13 protein-coding genes are annotated in these 18,496 nt (G+C 64.4%); 4 read left to right on the top strand and 9 right to left on the bottom strand.

Translation table 11 applies throughout. The annotated features are described in order from the left end of the window. Positions 1–29 precede the first annotated feature (29 nt). Genes QE388_RS03020 through QE388_RS03000 form a run of 5 tightly spaced genes read right to left on the bottom strand, consistent with a single transcriptional unit; the run spans position 30 to position 5,579 of the window. Complete coding sequence (locus QE388_RS03020) at positions 30–1,259, bottom strand: hypothetical protein (RefSeq protein ID WP_307382832.1); 1,230 nt, start codon at positions 1,257–1,259, stop codon at positions 30–32. Continuing rightward, positions 1,240–2,622, bottom strand: coding sequence for a hypothetical protein (locus QE388_RS03015; protein WP_307382831.1), 1,383 nt, complete (start codon positions 2,620–2,622; stop codon positions 1,240–1,242). The genes QE388_RS03020 and QE388_RS03015 overlap by 20 nt, the downstream gene beginning before the upstream one ends. Then, positions 2,619–3,716, bottom strand: coding sequence for a glycosyltransferase family 4 protein (locus QE388_RS03010; protein WP_307382829.1), 1,098 nt, complete (start codon positions 3,714–3,716; stop codon positions 2,619–2,621). Before QE388_RS03010 ends, QE388_RS03015 begins: the two co-directional genes overlap by 4 nt. Beyond that, positions 3,713–4,414 (bottom strand): DapH/DapD/GlmU-related protein, encoded by a 702-nt coding sequence (locus QE388_RS03005; RefSeq protein ID WP_307382828.1) that lies wholly within the window; start codon positions 4,412–4,414, stop codon positions 3,713–3,715. The genes QE388_RS03010 and QE388_RS03005 overlap by 4 nt, the downstream gene beginning before the upstream one ends. Positions 4,415–4,418: 4 nt before the next feature. Beyond that, positions 4,419–5,579 carry a glycosyltransferase gene (locus QE388_RS03000; protein ID WP_307382826.1) on the bottom strand — a complete coding sequence of 387 codons (1,161 nt, stop codon included), beginning with the start codon at positions 5,577–5,579 and terminating at the stop codon, positions 4,419–4,421. Between the two features lie 191 nt (positions 5,580–5,770). Here QE388_RS03000 and QE388_RS02995 point away from each other — a divergent pair, with 191 nt between their 5' ends. From QE388_RS02995 to QE388_RS02980, 4 genes are all read left to right on the top strand, one after another. Beyond that, positions 5,771–7,510, top strand: a complete 1,740-nt coding sequence (locus tag QE388_RS02995) for a DUF4012 domain-containing protein (protein ID WP_307382824.1) — start codon at positions 5,771–5,773, stop codon at positions 7,508–7,510. 320 nt (positions 7,511–7,830) lie between these two features. Continuing rightward, entirely contained in the window at positions 7,831–8,964 is a 1,134-nt protein-coding gene (locus tag QE388_RS02990) for a glycosyltransferase family 4 protein (protein WP_307382822.1), read from the top strand. Continuing rightward, a complete protein-coding gene (locus QE388_RS02985) occupies positions 8,961–10,040 on the top strand; it encodes a glycosyltransferase (protein WP_307382819.1) in 1,080 nt (359 codons plus the stop codon). The genes QE388_RS02990 and QE388_RS02985 overlap by 4 nt, the downstream gene beginning before the upstream one ends. Before the next feature lie 5 nt (positions 10,041–10,045). Beyond that, positions 10,046–10,585, top strand: a complete 540-nt coding sequence (locus tag QE388_RS02980; protein ID WP_307382816.1) for a DapH/DapD/GlmU-related protein — start codon at positions 10,046–10,048, stop codon at positions 10,583–10,585. Between the two features lie 17 nt (positions 10,586–10,602). Here QE388_RS02980 and QE388_RS02975 read toward each other — a convergent pair whose 3' ends face one another. From QE388_RS02975 to QE388_RS02960, 4 genes are all read right to left on the bottom strand, one after another. Continuing rightward, positions 10,603–11,790 carry an oligosaccharide flippase family protein gene (locus QE388_RS02975; RefSeq protein ID WP_307382814.1) on the bottom strand — a complete coding sequence of 396 codons (1,188 nt, stop codon included), beginning with the start codon at positions 11,788–11,790 and terminating at the stop codon, positions 10,603–10,605. Beyond that, entirely contained in the window at positions 11,787–13,259 is a 1,473-nt protein-coding gene (locus tag QE388_RS02970; RefSeq protein WP_307382812.1) for a glycosyltransferase, read from the bottom strand. The genes QE388_RS02975 and QE388_RS02970 overlap by 4 nt, the downstream gene beginning before the upstream one ends. Before the next feature lie 13 nt (positions 13,260–13,272). Next, positions 13,273–14,637, bottom strand: a complete 1,365-nt coding sequence (locus QE388_RS02965) for an O-antigen ligase (protein WP_307382810.1) — start codon at positions 14,635–14,637, stop codon at positions 13,273–13,275. A 77-nt stretch (positions 14,638–14,714) separates the two neighbouring features. Further along, positions 14,715–18,356, bottom strand: coding sequence for a right-handed parallel beta-helix repeat-containing protein (locus tag QE388_RS02960; RefSeq protein WP_307382808.1), 3,642 nt, complete (start codon positions 18,354–18,356; stop codon positions 14,715–14,717). Positions 18,357–18,496 lie beyond the last annotated feature (140 nt).

Below are 18,496 nucleotides of genomic sequence, written 5' to 3'. Positions count from 1 at the left end.
GAGGGTTCACGACACCCCCACGTGCCTGGTCAGCGCTTGCGCAGAACCGGCAGCGCCGTGACCGCGAAGACCGTCATCACGAGCAGCTGAACTGCGGCCACCCCGCCCGCCGCCCCGGCGACGCCGGCGAGCGAGGAACCCACGAGCACCGCCGGAACGATGAGCAGCGCTCCGACGCAGACGGCGGCCAGGTAGGCGCCGTCGCGGCCCGCGGGGAGGACCACGCACATCCCCAGGGCCGTGGCCAGCGTCATGGCAGCCAGCGCGACCCCGCCGAAGAGGGCCGTGAGCGTCGAGATCTCGAAGCCGGGTCCCAGCACCACGGGCGTCGCCCACGGCACGACCAGGGCGAACCCCGCCCCGAGAGCGAGGGCGAGGGCGACGTGCATGCCGACGGCCCGGCGCATGCGTCGGAGGCCCGCGTCACCGGGTGCCGATGACACCCAGCCCTGGAAAGAGCCGGTGATCATGTAGACGCCGATGTAGCCGTACTTGAGCACACGGTCGAATGGAGCGAACCCGACCGCGGCCGGAGAGCTCGCCACGCCGAGCGTGGAGAGGGGAGCCGTCTCGGAGAAAGTGAGGAGTCCCGCGGCCAGTGCGGTACGCCAGCCGCCCCGGTAGGCGCCCCGCGCGTCGGCGAGGGCCGCTCGCACGGAGAACCGTTCCCGGAGGCCGATGAACCAGGTCGCGGCGAGGAAGGCCGCGAGAGTGCCGACGAGCAGGATCGCGGGGTACAGCAGGGGAGTGGCCGTGAGGAGCGCGGCGACGGCTCCGACGAGGTTGAGGACGATGCGCGGCACGGCATCGAAGATCAGCGCGAGCAGCGGTCGGCCGACGCCCACCGCGTACCAGCTGAGCGACAACCCCTGCAGCGAGAACGCGAGTGCGGACACGATCGCCAACGCGTGGTCGTCGGCGTGACTCGCGAAGGCGGCGACGACGGCGACGAGCGGCAGGACGAGCAGGCTGTTCGCGCCGCGAACGACGATACTGGCGCGGAAGACCCGGGCGGGGTGCGACGAGCGCGCGGCTTCGACGGGGCCCCGGACGGCCCATCCGAACGTGATGATCGTGGCCGCCAGGGTGCCGAGCGCCTGGCCGATCGCGATCTCGGCGAAGCCGTCGGGCCCGGCCGCGCGGGTGATGAGCGGCAACGCGATGAGGGGCGAGATCGCTGACACCGCCGAGACGGCCGTCAACAGCGCGACACTCCGGGCGCGGTGCGGGCGCGGTGCCTCAGACGCGGTCGAGGTCACGTTCGTCTTCGGTGAGGGGCCGCAGCAGCACCGCGATCAGGATCCAGGTGACCGCGAACCAGAACATGCTCGTCAGGGTCGCCGAGAGCAGGTACGACGCGAGGAGGCCGGCTGCGACGGGCTTCCGCTCCCGGGGCACGCAGACGAACACCGTCACGAAGAAGAGGATCAGCAACCCGAGGCCGACGATCCCGCCGTCGTAGAGCACCTGGACGGGCAGCATGATGATGTGCCCGCTGATCCCCGGCGTGCCGGGCTGCTCGTGGCGAAGGCCGAACGTGTTCGTTCCGTTGCCGAGCCAGAGGTTGATGCCCTTCATCTCCTGGGCGGCGAGCCCCGCGACCTCGAGCCGGAACCCGATCGTGCCGCCCACGAAGTCGACGTCGCCGATCTTGTTCTGCTGCTCGGGGTTCGTCGGGTCGGGCTCCCGCGTGGGTGCGGGGGAGGGCGCGGTCCCCGTCGGGGATGCGGAGACGGATGCCGACGGGCTCGCCGTCGCGGGAAGGGTGCGGTCGGCGGGCGCGGTGCCTCCCATTGCGGCGATGATTCCGTAGGTGACCACGAGCGTCGCGATGAGGATTCCCGCGGGGAGGATGCGGGTGATGCGCTCTCGCCACGAGGAACGCAGCGAGAAGAGCGTGAAGACGGCGAAGATGCCCAGCCCCAGGACGAGGCTGAACACGGCGGTCCGCGTCTGAGAGGCGACGAGCCCCAGCGGCACCGCCACCGCGACGGCGGCGATCTCCCACCGGCCGATACCCCTGCGGGTGATCGTGAGAAGGGTCCAGAAGATGAGGATCGACGCGTAGATGTTCGCCTCGATCGCGGTCACCCGCGCGACGTACACCTCGTAGAGGTAGTCGAAGTCGGTGCCGAGCGCGACCTGCCCGCGCGTGAGGTTCGCCACGGCGTATGCCGCGAAGCCGACCAGGGCCCACGGCGCCACGGACAGACGACCGAGCCGCGCGGCGAGATTCGCGCCTTCGGCCAGCGCCATCATCGACACCAGCAGGAGCAGGTCGATGACGAGCCAAATGAGGATCGACGCACTCCAGGTCAGGCTCGGCGAGAAGAGCAGAGTCGTGACGACATTCCATACGACGAAGGCCGCATACACGAGCGGGACGGGATGCCGCAGCGCACGGAAGAACGCTCCCCGCAACACGGGGTGCACGAGCATCCAGCCGGCCAGGAGCAGGGGCACGACCTGTTCCACCCGCACCCGGAAGCCGACGATCTCGGCGTCGTAACGTCCGAGGAACGAACTCACCACGACCGCGGCGATCAGCCCGAGCGTGATCAGGCGCGTTCGGCCGGTGAGGCTCGGTCGCGCGTAGGCCGTGGAGGCGGAGAAGAGGCTCACGATCGGGGCACCAGGTCCCAGAGCTCGGCGCGGATGCGGCGGTCGAAGGTGTCTCGCGAGAAGAGCTCATCGAAGCGGGCGCGGGCGGAGCCGGCGGCGGCACGAACGCTCTCCTCGTCCAGGCCCTCGAGTGCCGCCGTCCATGCGTCGACGTCGCCGGGAGCGACGAGGAGAGGGCTGTCGCCCGCGATCTCGCGAAGACCCCCGCTGTCGCTCGCCAGCAGTGCGCGCCCGGCTCCGAGCGCTTCGATGGCGATCGTGGGGAGCGGGTCGGGCAGCACGCTGGGAACGACGACCACGTGCGCGGCGTCGAGATACGCGCGCACGTCCGAGGTCGGCCCGGTGACGGTGATGCTCGCGCGGCGCGGCGACGTCGCGACGAGGGCGGGCACGTCGACGGCCTCTCCGCTCGGCGGGCGATCGCCCAAGACCTCGAGGCGCAGATCGTCGCGCCTCGCGGCCCCCCACGCCGCGAGGAGAACCGTGTGACCCTTCCAGGCGTTCCAGCGGCTGGCGACGACGACGCGGATGCCGTCCGCGAAAGTCGGCAGGGGAGCTGGCGGTGCGGAGTCGAAGCCATTGTTGACGACGCGGGTGCGGGAGCGGAGAGCGTCCGGCAGCACGTCCGCCACCGCCGAGCTGACCGCGACGATGCGGTGCGCGAAGCGGAGGAACGGGAGGACGGCGCGTGAACGTTCGTCGATGTGCTCGTGCAGGTGCAGGACGACACGCGCTCCTGATGCGCGGGCGGCCGGAGCGGCCAGCGAGGCGGCAGCGGTGTTGAGGTACACGAGGTCCGGTCGCGCGACCAATAGCCGCAGACTCGCGGTCAACGCGCGCCAGGCCAGGCCCGGCAGACGGCCGGGACGCAAGTACGCCCGGCGCATGATCGGCAACGCGAGAAGACGCACCGGGATCCCGGCATCCTGGAGCGCTCGCGAGAGCTGGCGGTCGGGGTAGTCGACGTCGGTCGGCAGCCACACTTCGACGTCGAGATCTGCCGGCGCGGTCCGCAGGACCTCGAGCAGCACACGATCCGCGCCGTACATCTCGTCGGAGGGATGCACGACGATGCAACGCCGGCGACGGGTCACGGAGCGCTCCGCGACTTGAGCTCTCGAGCGGGAATGCCCCCGTAGACGGCGCCGGCCGGCACGTCGCGGGTCACCACCGCACCGGCGGCGACGACGGCACCGTCGCCGATGGTCACGCCGGAGGTGATGGTCACGCCGCTCGCGATCCAGCATCCGGAGCCGATGGTGATGGGAGACCACTCGACGCCCTGTGACTTCACATCGATCGAAGGATCGCTCATTACGTGGTCTTCGGCGAACACCCGGACGCCGGGGCCGAGCATCGTCTTCTCGCCGATCGTCACACCACCGGAGCAGCCGATGTAGCACCCGGGCGACAAGCTGCTGCCGTCGCCCATGACGAGTCCCACCCCGATGGCGCGGGAGTAGTAGCTGCTGGGACGGATGAGCGTTCCGGTGCCGATCGAGACCCGGTCACCGAAGCGGATGCCATCGCGACTCAGGCCCTGGATCTCGGCGAAGTCCTCGACGATGAGGTCCGACCCGGCGTGCACGAGGTGCGCATTGCGCACGCGGACTCCGCGCCCGATGAGGGGGATGCCTGTCACCGAACCGAGACGGGGGGAGAGCAGGACTCCGCGAAGTGCCATCGGCCCGACCTTCGCGGCGAGCTGCGCGCTCACGATGCGCCACCGATCACTGCCGGCCTCGCGCAGACGTTCACGCTGCTCGTGGATGATCTTTCCGGCGATGCCCATGGCGTCAGCCTTCCCGTTCCTGCCGATTGGGTCGAGGTGCGTCGTCCCCGTCGGGACGCAGATGCGACCGGAGGAGGCGCTCGTAGGCAGCGTTCACGCTTTCCCACGAATAAGCGTCCCGGGCACGACGTACTGCCGCCTCGCTGAGACGTTGCTGTCGTTCCGGGTCCGTCAGAAGGCCTCGCAGGGCCGCTTCGATCTTCGCCGGCTCAGGGCCGGTGAACTCCCCGGCGGCGGAGCCGAGGACCTCGCGGCTGTGCACCGTGTCGCGAGCGACGATCGGTGCGCCCGCCGCCATCGCCTGGACCAGGGCGGGGTTGGTGCCCCCCACGTTGTGGCCGTGGAAGTAAGCACCCGCGTGCTGCCAGAGGCTGTGCAGGCGCTGATCGTCGTGGACGTGACCGAACCAGTGGAAGCGGGGGAGGCGAGCGTCGAGAGTTGCGGCGCGCTCGTCGAGTTCGCCCCCGTATCCCGCTGAACCCACGGCGATGACGTCGTGCGTTTGCGCAAGACGTTCGGCCGCATCGAAGAACGGACCGACGGTGTTCTCCGGGACGAAGCGCGCCACGAGCAGGGCGTAGCCCCGGTGCTCGAACCCCGGTTCAACGGGGAGGGGCGGGGGGACGTCGGCACCGTAGGGAATGAACTCGCCTCCGACACCGAACCGGCTCTGCCAGGCGTCGCCGATCGTACGCGCATCGACAACGCGCTCCGTCGACCATTTCGCGGTCACGTGCGCGCCGGCTCGGAACACGGCCTTTCCCAGAGCGCTCCACTTCTCGCGCTTCCATTCGAGTCCATCGACATTCACGATGGTCGGGATGCGGCGAGCTCGCAGCATCGGGAGCCAGAAACCGTTCGCGACGTTCATGATGAGCGCAACGTCCGGCCGTCGTCGAGCTGCGTCGAAGGTCGACGTGAACCCGTACGACAGTGTGCTGAGCGCACGGGAGTCGATCCCGCTGGTCATGCGAGAAACGACGCGCAGATCGCGTTCGGGATCGTCAGACTCGACAGCGCCGGGGCGACCGTACACCGAGACATCCCAGCCATGATCGACGAGGTAGGGCGAAAGCCGACGGACAGCCGTTTCGAAACCCCCGTAATAGCTGGGGTAGCCCCGCGTACCGATGATCGCGACGGATGGCGTGCGGCGAGATCCCACGCGTCTCCTCGTCTTTCGGCGGGCCCTTTCGAATGCGACCCCCGGGCTGCTGCGCAAGAAAGCGACCAGCTACCTTTGCATCCGACTCAGGTAGCATACCCATTCGCGCGACGAGCCCCGTCGCGGACGACGCCGGAGGCCCGATTTCTCGGCGTGATCGGAATGACATGTCGCGAACTTTCCTGAGCCGGATGAACCCCACCAAGGTTGCCTGGATTGCTCTTGCCGTGGTGGTCGCCGTGCTCGTGGCGCTCGCGGCAGCGGTGGCGATCGGCGCATTCATCGCGCAGAAGGAACTGCGGGCCGCCGTGCCCATCGTTTCTCAGATCCAGGACGAATTCGGCTCGGACGATCGCGCGACGCTGGCCGCTTCCGTGCAGGAACTGCAGGGTCACGCGGCGGCCGCACGCGGTGCCGCGGACACTCCTTTGTGGTGGATTGCCGAGCAGGCACCTTTCATCGGCCCGACTCTGCACGCGGTCCGGGAGTCGACGGTCGCCGTCGACGAATTGGCGCAGGGCGTCTTGCCGACGCTTGCCGACGTCGATCCCGCGCTCCTGCGTCCTGCTGGTGGTGCTTTCGACGTCGCTGCTATCGGAGCGCTCGCCGGACCCATCTCGACAGCTGCCGCAGCGGGCGAGAATGCTGCGGACGCCCTCTCCGGGGTCGACCTCGCCGACACCCCTGGTGTCTTGCGTGCTCCGCTCGCGCAGCTGACCGGCGGGGTCAAGGAGCTCCAACCGGCCCTATCGCGCGCGAACGCTTTGATGCCGTACCTGCCGTCCATCATGGGCCAGGACGGCCCGAAGAACTATCTCCTCCTTGTTCAGAACAACGCCGAGGCCCGTGGCCTCGGCGGTATCCCGGCATCTGTTGTGATGCTGCGATTCGAGAGCGGCAAGATGGAGATCGTGCAGCAGGCCGCGAGTGGCGACTTCACGAACAAGCGGGCGACGCCGATCATCCCCCTCGACCCGGAAGTCGTGAAGCTGTACGACGACAAGATCGGACGCTGGTCCCAGGACGCGACGTCCACGCCCGATTTCACGCTGGCGGCTGACCTCTCGAAGGCGTTCTGGACCGAGACATTCGGAACGCCGGTAGATGGCGTCATCGCGATCGATCCCGTTGTCCTCTCCTATGTTCTGAAGGCGACCGGGCCTATCACACTCGCGACCGGAGACAAGCTGACCTCTTCCGATGCTGTTCAGGTTCTTCTTAGCGATGTGTACGCGCGGTATCCCAAGAACGTGGACCAAGACAAGTTCTTCGCATCAGCCGCGGTCGAGATCTTCGACGCCGTTTCATCGGGTGACTTCAAGCCCGTCCCCTTCGTGAACGCGGTCGTCCAGTCTGTCGATGAAAATCGCGTCTACTTCCACTCCTTCGATTCAGGTGTCGAATCCGCCTTCGACGGGTCGCGGCTCTCCGGTCCGCTACCGACATCAGATGGTCCAGATGACGCCACTGTCGGCGTTTTCGTGAACGACCTCACGGAGGGGAAGCTCAGTTTCTACACCTGGATGTCGGCCGATCTCGTCGTCGATCGATGCGCGGGCGTCCCTACGTACACGACGACCGTCACGTTCGTGAACGCGCTCGACCAGGCGACCTCCGATGGCTTGGTGAGCTACGTCAACGGCGGACGGCATTACCCCAAGGGTGTGATCGGAACTGATCTTCAGTTCTACGGTCCAAGCGGCGCCCGCTTCGTGGGAGCGACTATCGACGGAACGGATGTGGCGATCACGACTGGCGAGCACCTGGGGAGGCCCGTGGGACGCATGTGGGTCGTCAACGGCCTTCAGGAGGCGCACACGATGACCATGACGTTCGAAGGCGGCCCTCAGAATGCCGACGAAGCTGCACTCGTCCACACGCCGATGGTGAATCCGGTTCGCACCAGCGTGACGGAGAAGGGCTGCGGATAGTTCCAGTCGAGGGGATACGCGCCGAGGCCGCACGCATGATCCGTCCTCGAATGATGGCCGCGTAGCGCTGTCCCGCTGCCGACGTCCTTGAGCGGGGTCCCCCATGCGGGTGATGGACTCACCCTGAGCCTCTCGGCGGAGCCGTGGGGGCTTGGGATGACGGTTGATCGCCTCTTTGGGTCTCCTGCTCGTGTCCGACCGGCCGAAGAAGACGAGTGAAGGTCTTCGCATTCGCGTGTCGATAGGATGGGGCGGTCGTTGACGACGCGGAAGCGGGGTGTCGCCGTCCTGTCCGCTGGCGGCCGGAGAATGGAGATCCCGTGACGGAAAAGCGCGTTCTGATCGAGCCGATCGATCCTCGAAAGTCGAAGCCGGGCGGAGTGGATACCTGCATTCGCGGCCTGATCAAGTACCGTCCCGACGATATGGATCTTGCAATTGTCGGAGTCGATGCGGTCGGAGACGCATCGATTGGCACGTGGCGGACGGAAGAGATCGACGGGCGCTTCGTAAAATTCCTTCCCGTCTATCGCGCTGACAACACCGTAATCCGACCGAGAATTCCTCATATTGCACAGCTCGTCTGGGGTGTCTGGAAGCATCGAGCAGCGATTTCGGCTGATGTCTTGCAGACGCACAGAATCACGACCGGCTTTGCGATTCGCCGGTTCTTTCGCAAGACCCGTCACGTGCAGTTCATTCATAACGACGGCGAAGACAGTATCAAGCTCGGCAATGAGTCATACTTCAAGAAGTTCACGAAGGCTTTCCGTTTTCTCGAGAAGCGCGCTGTCAAGGAGTGCGAAGACGTCGTGATCTTCAATAGTGCGGCTGCCGAGCGGCTGAGCCAGTGGGGTGGGAACGTTCGGTTCTCTCCCACGTGGTTCGACGACGAGTACTTCTATCCCGCCGACCAGCCTCTCGAGGGAGATCGCACGAATCTCCTCTGGGTTGGGCGTTTCGAAGCGACAAAAGACCCGTTGCTCGCGGTGCGGGCCATCGCTGCCGCAGGCCCCCAATACTCTTTGACGATGCTTGGCGGCGGTTCGCTGCTGCAGAAGACCAAGGACCTTGCCGCGGAACTCGGCCTCTCTGATCGCATCGACATCAGGGGCCCCGTCGAGAAGCGAAGCGTCTCCGACTACCTCCGCGCGCACTCCGCGCTTCTGATGACTTCCCACCACGAGGGCTTCCCGCGCGCGGTAGTGGAGTCGCTCGCATGCGGACTGCCCGTCATAACCACCGCTGGTGGCGAGCCGAACGGCTTGGTGGTGGAAGGTGTCAATGGCACGCGGATTGCCGAACGTACCCCCGAGGACGTGGCGGCCGCCATCCGACGAGTCAACGACGTGAAGGCCGAGCGCGCGATTATTTCGGTCGAGGGGCTTCGTGCCACCATCCTTGTTCCGTTCGTGCTTGGTCGTGAGGCGTCCGCGGAGGAGGAGGAGGGATGAGCCGTAAGATCGCGTTCGTCCTTCCTTCCCTCGTCGGCGGGGGTGCAGAGTTCGTTACGAAGATGTGGGCAACGGAGGTTGCCCGTCGCGGGCACGATGTCGAGGTCGTCCTCCTCCGCGCCCGCGAGGGTGAGCCGACTCTGGAGGGAGTGCACGTTCGACACATCTCCCGTGCCGGTGCCGGACGGGCGAGCGAGACGCATGCTCTGCGCAAGTACTTGCTGGCCGAGCAGCCAGATGTGGCGATCGCGATGATGACGCGAGCGAACTTTCAACTGCTTGCGGTGGTTCAGTCTCTTCCGAAGCGCCTTCGCCCTCGCGTGGTGATTAGCGAACGGAACATCCCGTTCGCGGAAGCCGATCACAGCGGATTGCACGTCTTTGCTCGCGACAAGGCTTATCGCGCTCTCTACCCCAAGGCCGACGCATTCGTCGCGATCTCGCACCCTGTGGGCGCGGTTTTCCAGTACGCGGCGCGCCTGCAGCGCGAGCGAGTGTGGGTGATTCCCAATCCGGCGATCGCGAAGTCGGGCATCGCGTTCCCCGCCGACCCGCAGCCCGAGACTCGTTCGGTCACGCTCGTGGTGCCCGCACGCGTGGTTGCGAAGAAGCGTCCGATGCTTGCCGTCGAGATCGCCGACCGGCTCGCGAAGGAGGTGGATGTCGCCGTCCACTACTTCGGCGTCGGTGAACTCGAACGTGACCTCGGCATCGTTCAGCGTCCCTACCCGATCGTGCTGAAGGGGCGAGTCGAGAACTGGTTCGATCACATTCCCGCGAACGCTGTCGTGTTGCTGCCCTCAGCCGTGGAAGGGTTCGGCAATGTCCTGCCCGAGGCGGCGTCTCGCGGTGTTCCGTCCGTAGTCGGCTCGACCGCCTTCGGCAGCGCGGATGCGATCGTTCCCGGAGTAACAGGGTTTTTCGCGCGGACGGACTCCGTCGATGAGTATGCCGATGCTGTTCTGCGTGCGATGCGGTTGCCGCGGTCCGCGCCGAGAGGCTGGCTGGGAGAGTTCTCTACCGAGAACAGCGTCGATCTCTTGCTACGTCTCGTGAACTCTCTGAAGGCGGATTGATACACATGAAGTGGCCATACATCAAGTACCGCGTTCTGAAGGCCCTCAAGGGTCCCGTCTATGCGTCTCGGGCCATGGGGTGCACGGTGGGAACCGGCTGCCGGATCCTATCGAAGATTGTCACCACCGAACCCTGGTTGGTAACCGTCGGAGATCGCGTCACGATCAGCTCTCAAGTGACGCTCGTCACCCACGATGGCACTGGATGGCTCCACCGGGATGAGCGTGGACGTCGATTCCGGTACGCCCCGGTGACGATCGGATCAGATGTCTTCGTAGGCACCGGAGCAATCATCATGCCGGGGGTCGCCATTGGTGATCGTTGTGTCATCGGTGCCGGATCCGTTGTCACCAGATCCGTACCGTCTGGCCTGGTCGTCGCGGGAAATCCTGCGAGACCAGTGAGTTCATACGATGATCTGATGGCCAAGGTGGGTGGCTGGCCCGCGGAGTCCGATATGCGCGGCGAGAGCTACCGCTCACGCGTGGACTCCGTGCGCGAGACCGGACCGCGCCCTCCGATGGATCTCGGCGGACTTTCGTAGTCCGAGCCGGGAGATGTCTACTTAAGGTGCCGAACGATCCGAACGAACAGAGACAGGCACTTGAGCACGTAGGACAACCCCAACCCCAAAGCTGCTCCTTCCCCTCCGGAGAGTAGCGCTCCCACCGCGACAAATCCGATCGTGACGATCGCGAAGATGGTTCCGTTCAACCCGACGAACTTCTCCTGTCCTTGGCTCTGCAGAACGGATCCGAGCGGGGGTGCGAGAGCGACGAACGGCAGTCCGAGCAGCATCAACGCGAATATCGCGCCGCCCCCGCTGAACTCCTCTCCCATGAGAAAGACCACCAGCGGCTCGCTGAAGAGCGAAGCTGGCACGATCACGACCAGAGTTGCCAAGAAGAGCGCAGAGATCTTCATCGCGGTCTTCCTTGCCGTCGCCTTGCCTTGGCGCGCGACATGCGGCACGACGAGGGCGGTCAAGGTGGAAGGGATGAGCCGGAATGGGTTCATGATCTTCGACGAGGCTGAGTAAAGGCCCGCGGAGTAGGCGGAGGCGAAGAGGCCGACAATCGGGATGTCGAGCTGCCGCGCACCTGCGGTGACGTTACTGATCCAAAACGGCCACGCCTGCTGGGCGGTGTCCTTCAATCGAGCGAACGAGACAGGGCCCACGGGGTCGACTCTTCCCCGCATCCAGGTTCTGATCTGGATCTGCCCGGCGACGGCGGCCGCGGCGGTGCCCAAGCAGAACGCCAGGACGGGGTCGACGCCGGCGAGCACTGCTGCGCCGAACGCGATCAGAGCGAGCGCTCGGCGCAGGAGCACATTGAACGCCGGAACGAACTTCTTCTTATCGGCGATGGGCACGCTCAACGTCGTCTCGGTGTTCTTCTCCAACGCAGCTGCCAGCCCCAGAAGGACGACCGCCCACGGGACCACTCCGACTGCAGCGAAGGCGGCAAGAGCGATCGTCAGAAGTGCGCCGAAGACGAGCGTGCTCGTCACGTTGAACATGAGGGCCCCGGACACGTGATCCACGTTCCCTCTTGCGCGTTCTCGAGAGAGAAATGTCGCCATTCCAAAGTCTGCGATCAGGAAGATGAAGGATGTGATGCTCGTCACAATCCCCAAGACGCCGACGAGCTCGACGCCTACGAGTCGCCCCAGCCAGACGAAGACCAGCGCATTGAGCACGCTGGCGAGACCTCGCGAGATGAGGATGAAGAGGAATTGCTGTTTCACTTCTTGTGCGCGCTTCTCTGGACCGTCATACGTGCAGCGACCTCGTCGAGGTGCAGCAGAGACGCATCCCGACGTGAGATCAGCCGGGCGGGCGATCCTGCGAAGGTCGTGTTCGCCTCAACGTCGGTGTTCACAACCGAATTGGCGCCGATGACGGCTCCCGACCCGATCGTGATGTCGCCATACAGGACAGCACCCGGAGCGACGTAGAGGAAATCCCCACCCCTGGGGACACCGCCGCGATAGACACCGATATTCACATTGTTCTGCACGCAGCACCAGTCGCCGAACCGTGCGCGTGAATGCACCACGATACTGCCGTAGTGGGGGAGCCCGAGGCCCTTACCAAAGGCACCCGGCGGAATCGAGATCCCCGTCAGAACGGCAAGACGTCGCAGGCGTCGCTGAGCCAGGAAAAGAAGCGGTTTCGTCGCGAAGGGCGCGCCGGGACGACGGTGGTACTCGACCACCCGGAGAGCGCGGAGAAAGCGCAGAGTCGGCTTCGAGCGGCGTCTCCAGATGGGAAGTTTCTCGGCGCCCTGTGCCAGGGCATCCGCTTCGATGAAGTCCCTCAGATCTGCGCGAGTTTGAATACGTCGCGAAGGACCAGGTGAATCTTGGGCGATCACGCCCGCCGGATATCGCAGCATTCCCACGAGTGCCCTCAGGCGCACGATCGGATTCTTCGGACGGGTGCGCCAGAGCATTCTGTATTGCCAATGCAGGCGCGGCGATACGTCCTGAGTAGCAAAGGCTCCCCGGTGCTTTTCAAGGAATGCCCATCCGCCTGCAACGCGACGTGGAGAGTTGTCCGTCAGCTGTCCGGAATCGTGTTTGCGCACACCAACGGTGGGCTCGGGAGCGACCGCGTACTCGTGTCCAGCTAAGAGGAAACGAAGGAAGAGATCGATGTCGTTCATGACGGGGAGCGCGACGTCGTAGCCGCCTAGGAGAGCGAACACGTCGGCTCGGATGACGAGGGTGCTCCCGGTGACCCCTGGGGAGCGCACAAACGCGTCCCGCGCGGTCAATGCCTCGGACGGAGTGGTGGTTGTGCTCCGTCCCGAGGTTGAGAATCGGTAGAACGGCGAGACCACTGCATCCACCTGACGATTCACGAGCAGGGCCACCGCCGAGGCAAGATGTTCCGGTTCCCAGATGTCGTCGTCATCCAAAAACGCCAACAGCTCTCCCTGCGCCTGATGAGCGCCAAGGTTGCGGGAGCCGGAAGCGCCCGGTTCACCATGCGCCCGACGCACCAAACGAATCGGTACATCGGCTCCGTCGCTCGCCGCGTTCACCACGGCTTCCGAAGCGGACACGTCTTCGTCATCGCTCACCACCACGATCTCAACGGGCAGATAGCTCTGTTTCAGCACAGAGGAGAGAGCCGCAGCGAGGAACTCTGGCCGGCCGTGGGTCGGAACAACACAGGAGACAGAGGGCGTAGCAGAGTACGGCAGATTCAACTCGATTCCTAACTCAGCGAACGACGGCTCGACGAACAGGCGAGGACTTTCGTCGATTACGGACTGGAGCAGAGTAGGCCTTCACGATGTTTTCGTCCGCACGAACCGGATTCACCGCGAGCAGAATCATGAAAGCAAGGAGACCCAGTGCGGTTCTCGGACCGTCGATCGCGGCGTAACCGCCGATGGCGACGAGAGCGGCTGTCAGACCGCCGATGGCACTGAGGTTACGCTCGCGAATCGCGACACGGTAGACAGTGGCCAGGAACAAACCGAACAGGATGACTCCGGGAACTCCCACGCTGATGAGCAGCTGGAAGTAAGAGTTCTCGATCGGCAGGCCCTTCCAATTGAAGGGGATGGCCGCCGATTCTGAGGTCCCCGGGCCGGCGCCGAGCCATCTGTACCAGCTGGCGGTCGCCTCAGTGATACCCCACATGTCCTCACGTGCGGAGACGGAGCCGAGACCGTCGATGCTATTCGAGCGTTCTTGAAACGAATCGGACTGCAAAGCAAAGTAACCGAAGACCGCGAACGCGCACAGGATGAGCACGATTCTGTCGCGGCCGAATCGGTGGCCGGCGACCAAGGCTAGGAGAAGGAGCGCAGCGACAGCGACTCCCGCAGCGATGTACGAACCTCGAGAAACGGTCGCAATGACGCCAAGCCCGTTGAGGAATGCGAGGACAGCGAAGGTCCGTCGGCTCGTCTCCACCCAGCGGCCCACACAGAAAGCCAGCGTCATCGAGAAGAACAGTCCCGCCGTGAGGGGATGGGCTAGCGATGCGTCGGCCCGGAAGACCGACCAGTGCTGGATGGGGATCAAACGCAGGCTCTTGTACAGAGGGTCGTAGATCGGGTTGAACTGGATCAGTGCCTGGAGGCATGCGTACACGGCGACGATCGCGCCGGTCCATGGCCACGCGCGGCGAAGAGTATCGATCTCCCGATCCCTGTCCGGGAGAATCAGCGGAAGTACGAGGAGCACGACGAACGAGACCATCCATGACGCCGACCGTGTGGGGGTGTGGCTCATCGCAACGACGATGAACCAGGTCAACGTGGCCATGAGCATCACGATGACGGCCGCTCGCACAGGTGTTCGCACGTTGACGCGTCTGCCTGTCCCCACGTTCAAGAGCTTTCGAACAGCCCACACGAACATGATGATTACTTCCGGCGGAAAGTACTCGAGCGGCGCGATGAAGAGGAGCCGGTCCGGAATCGCCACCATGACGATGAAGGCCATGACCGGAAGCAGGTGAATCGGAATTGCCAAGAGGGCGATGAGGGCACCAACGCCGATGATGACCGCGATCAACACCAGGGGCGCCGCGAAATCGATCCGGTCGAGCGCAGCTGCCGCGGAGCTCAGCATTCAGCGGCCGTCGGTCGATCGATCATGACCCCAGCCTACCCGCAGGCCGCTGCGGAACCCGATCCGCCCTCCACTGGTCATTTGACGCAGGTGATGTTCGTCAGTGCCTTTCCTCCGGACTTCGTGTTGGTCGTGCACCCGACGAGGTTGCCCTTTTGATTGACGCGCACCGCATACCCATTAGTCGTGCTGAGTGTTGCGCTGTTTCGAACGACGATGTTGTCCGTGCCATAGCCCGGAAGGGGCGGCGCATCGATTCGGATTCCGTCGGTGACCGAACCGCCAGAACCTCTGTTGTCTGCGACGAACCAGCCGTTTCCACGGATGACGATCCAGCGGTCCGTGGCCGTGGTCCCGGTGGAATCGATCTGGTTGCCTATGATCCGGCCGTCTGCGGAGCCTTCTTTGGCGTCGATGGCCTCGGCCGCCGTCTGAGAGATTATGTTGTCGGCGATGAGGTTGCGATCCGACTTGTCGGGCTCGCAGTCGTTCTGCGAGCACCAGTTGTCGGGGTGATTGCCAATGTAGATGCCTTCGCCGAACTCGGGTGTTACCAGGCCCGTCTTGCTCACTGTGTTGCCGGCGACGACGGAGTCAGTCGTGTTCTGTCGCAGGTGTATACCCTCTTGACCGGTCGTGTGGGCTGTGACGTTCGAGACGGTCACATGATCACTGCGCGTCACCATCACCGCTTTCAAGCTTTCCGTGACGGTGATGCCCGACAGGATGACGTAGGACGAGTTCTTGATCTCGAAGCCATTGCCGCCTGAGATGCCGTAACCCTTCAAGATTGCCTTCGAAGATCCGCATATCCACACGGGGGCTGCGGCGGTGCCGCGGACGGAGAGTGCAAAGCGCTTGTTGTAGGTGCCGTCGCGCAAGCGGATGACGTCGCCGGGCTTGGCGTTTGCAAGCGCGGTCTCGAGGGCCGCCGTCGACGCGACCGTGACGGTGGCTGCGGGACAGTCCTCGATCCCTGCGTAGTTCGATCCGGCATAGGCCTTGACTGTTGCGGATGCGGATGTCCACGAGGCGGAGAGCCGATCGATGTAGTCCACCGCGCGAACGTAGTACCGGTACGTCCGTGTCCCCTTCACATCGACATTCAGGAAGGACGTCGCAGTCGCCGGTACCGTCGCAATACGGCTGAGCTCCCCGGTCGTGCTCGTTCCGCGGTAAATGTTGTAGGCGACGACGTCTGGATCCCCCGCGGCCTTCCACGTAACGTTCACGCCGTTTTCCTGAGTCGTCGACTTCACAGACGAGAGCTTGGCGGGTGCCGTGGGCTTGGGCACGCGGAACGAATCGATGATCACAGACGCCCCGTTTGCCGCCTCGTTCTTCTTGTCGGTGTTGCGGATCGTGATGGTGTGGACCCCGTCCGACAACCCCGTCGTCCGATGCGCCTGCACCTGGTACTTTCCCGTTGCGCTGTATCGATCGACAGTCGCCACCACCTTGCCATCGATCAGAACCTCGTTGATCCCGGATGCCCCCGTCATACGGGATATCCACACGACGTTCGACCCGATGAAGGTGAACGAGGCCGACGCGGTCGGCGAGTTCGACGTCGCGTACGAGCCGCCACTGTCGTTGTTAGAGGACGCGGTCGTCCACGTGCCTGAGTATTGGATGGCCGGCCGATCGTTCTCATATGTGCCGGGAAGTGCCGCAGAGACGACCGAGGTAGCGGTCGAGGCAGGACCCTCGGAACCGCCTACCACGGTCTTCACCGTGTAGGAGTACACCGATGCGGGCGTGGTCGTGGTGTCCGCGAACGTCGTTGAGGTTACGGGGGACGAGTTCACTTTGAGGGGGGAGGAGCCCGCCTCGGCCCGGTAGACGTTGTACGACTGCGCGGAACTCACCGAACTCCACGTCAAGCTGACTCCGGATGTTGTCGCTGCAGCGCGCAGATTCTTGGCGACGCGAGCGTCTGGAACGACGAAAGCATCGATGATCGTGATGGATCCACTCGCGGATGCGTTCTTCTTTCCTGTCGCCTTGATGGTGATCGTATGTGTTCCATTGGACAAGCTCGTGGTCTGGTACACGACTTGTTGGAATTGTCCACTAGCGCTGTACCGATCGACAGTGGCCACTTTGACGCCGTCGATGTAGACGTCGTTGATTCCGGATGCTCCTGTCTTGCGAGATATCCATTGGATGGTCGGGCCTGAGAAAGTGAAGGACGCGGATGCCGTAGGCGACGTGCTCTGTGCGTACGAGCCACCGCTGTCGTTCGTGGATGTGGTTGTCGTCCACGTACCTGAGTAGGAGATCGCCGAATGAGTGTTCTCGTAGGTGCCGGGGCCCGCCGCTGCCGTCGCGGACGCGGTTTCGCTGCGCGGGGCTTCTTCGCCGTCGAGAACTGCGGCAATGGCATACGAGTAGCTGGTGCTCGGACTGGCCCCAGCATCCGTGAAGTTCGCGGCCACGACCGGTTCTGTATTCACCCGCCCCATCGCGGAGGCGTCTCCCTGAGCATCGGGCTGGCGGTATACGTTGTACGACGTTGCCTGGGGGACAGCAGTCCAGGTCAAGGCAATGCTGGCCCCGTCGGGGTCTGCGCGGAGATTCTTCGCGACGCGCGTGTCGGGTACAACGAAGCTGTCGATGATTGTCTGAGATCCCGACGCTGACGCATTCTTCATCCCGGTCGCGAGGATGGTGATCGTATGCGGGCCGTCCGAGAGCGAGTCGGTCGAGAAAACCGCCTGCTGGTAGGCGCCTACTGCGCTGTAGCGATCGACCGTGGCCACCTTGGTGCCATCCACCAGCACGTCGTTGATACCCGAGGCGCCGGTGCGTCGAGATATCCAGCTCACACTGCTTCCGTTGAAGGTGAAAGACGCTTTTGAAGTTGACGAGTTCGACGACGCGAACGATCCACCGCTGTCGTTGCTAGAGGCGACGGTGGTCCATGTGCCCTCATACGTGATTGCGGTGTGATCATTCTCGTAAGTGCCTGGACCCGCCGCAGTGACCACGGGGACAGCCTCTGAGGCGGGCCCCTCTTGGCCCTCGGAGAGAGTTCGAACGGTGTACGTGTATCGAGTCGCGGCTTGCGCTCCGGTGTCGATGAAGGAGAGATCGGTTATGGGTGATTCGGTCAGACGCTGAGTTTCTTCGCCGCCTGTGCGGTACACGACGTAGCCGTCGGCACCTGCTGTGGCTTTCCACGTCAGTTCTGGGCCCTCGGCCTTGAGGGCGACCGAGAGACCGGTGACCGAGGTGGGTTGAGGCACGACGATGGCGTCGATCACGGTCGTAGAGCCAGATGCGGCTGCGTTCTTCTGACCTGTGGCTTTGATGGTGATCGTGTGCGTGCCTGCGCTCAGGCCATCGGTTTTGTATAGCGTTTGCTGGAACGCGCCGACGGGGTCGTATCTATCCACGGTAGCGACGAGGACGTCATCGATGTAAACCTCATTGATTCCTGCGCTCGCAGTCTTCCGTGACACCCACGTCACGCCGGTGCCCGCGAAGGTCAGAGAAGCGGACGCCGTCGGTGACGTGCTGTTGTGGTAGCTGCCTCCGCTGTCCTTGCTTGAGGCGACGGAGGTCCACGTGCCGGAGTATTCGATTGCCGCGGCGTCATTCTCGTATGTGCCAGGACCGACGGGCTCCGCAGACACAGCGGGGGATGCCGTCAGAAATGACGCCACGAGGGCGAGAGCTGCTGCGCCAGTTATGGCGATCTGCCGAGTGAATACCACGAGTGCCCCAATCTGATCCGCGAGGATTGTGCCTTTGAGGCAACTGGGTCCGCACGCTTAAGGCGTAAAGATATCAGTCAGCTGAGAAGGATACGAGCGCGGTGTACCTGGCGCAGGGCGTTCGAGATGGTCGGATAAAC

The sequence above is a fragment of the Microbacterium sp. SORGH_AS_0969 genome (assembly GCF_030818255.1).
Classification (GTDB): Bacteria; Actinomycetota; Actinomycetes; order Actinomycetales; family Microbacteriaceae; genus Microbacterium.
The sequence above is the reverse complement of the archived record's forward strand: the minus strand, read 5'-3'. Positions and strand labels throughout refer to the sequence as shown.

What these genes read in the sequence shown, in the direction of transcription:
- QE388_RS03005 (WP_307382828.1), bottom strand. Translation starts at nt 4,414, where the DNA reads ATGGGCATCGCCGGAAAGATCATCCACGAGCAGCGTGAACGTCTGCGC.
- QE388_RS02995 (WP_307382824.1), top strand. Translation starts at nt 5,771, where the DNA reads ATGAACCCCACCAAGGTTGCCTGGATTGCTCTTGCCGTGGTGGTCGCC.
- QE388_RS02985 (WP_307382819.1), top strand. Translation starts at nt 8,961, where the DNA reads ATGAGCCGTAAGATCGCGTTCGTCCTTCCTTCCCTCGTCGGCGGGGGT.
- QE388_RS02980 (WP_307382816.1), top strand. Translation starts at nt 10,046, where the DNA reads ATGAAGTGGCCATACATCAAGTACCGCGTTCTGAAGGCCCTCAAGGGT.
- QE388_RS02965 (WP_307382810.1), bottom strand. Translation starts at nt 14,637, where the DNA reads ATGCTGAGCTCCGCGGCAGCTGCGCTCGACCGGATCGATTTCGCGGCG.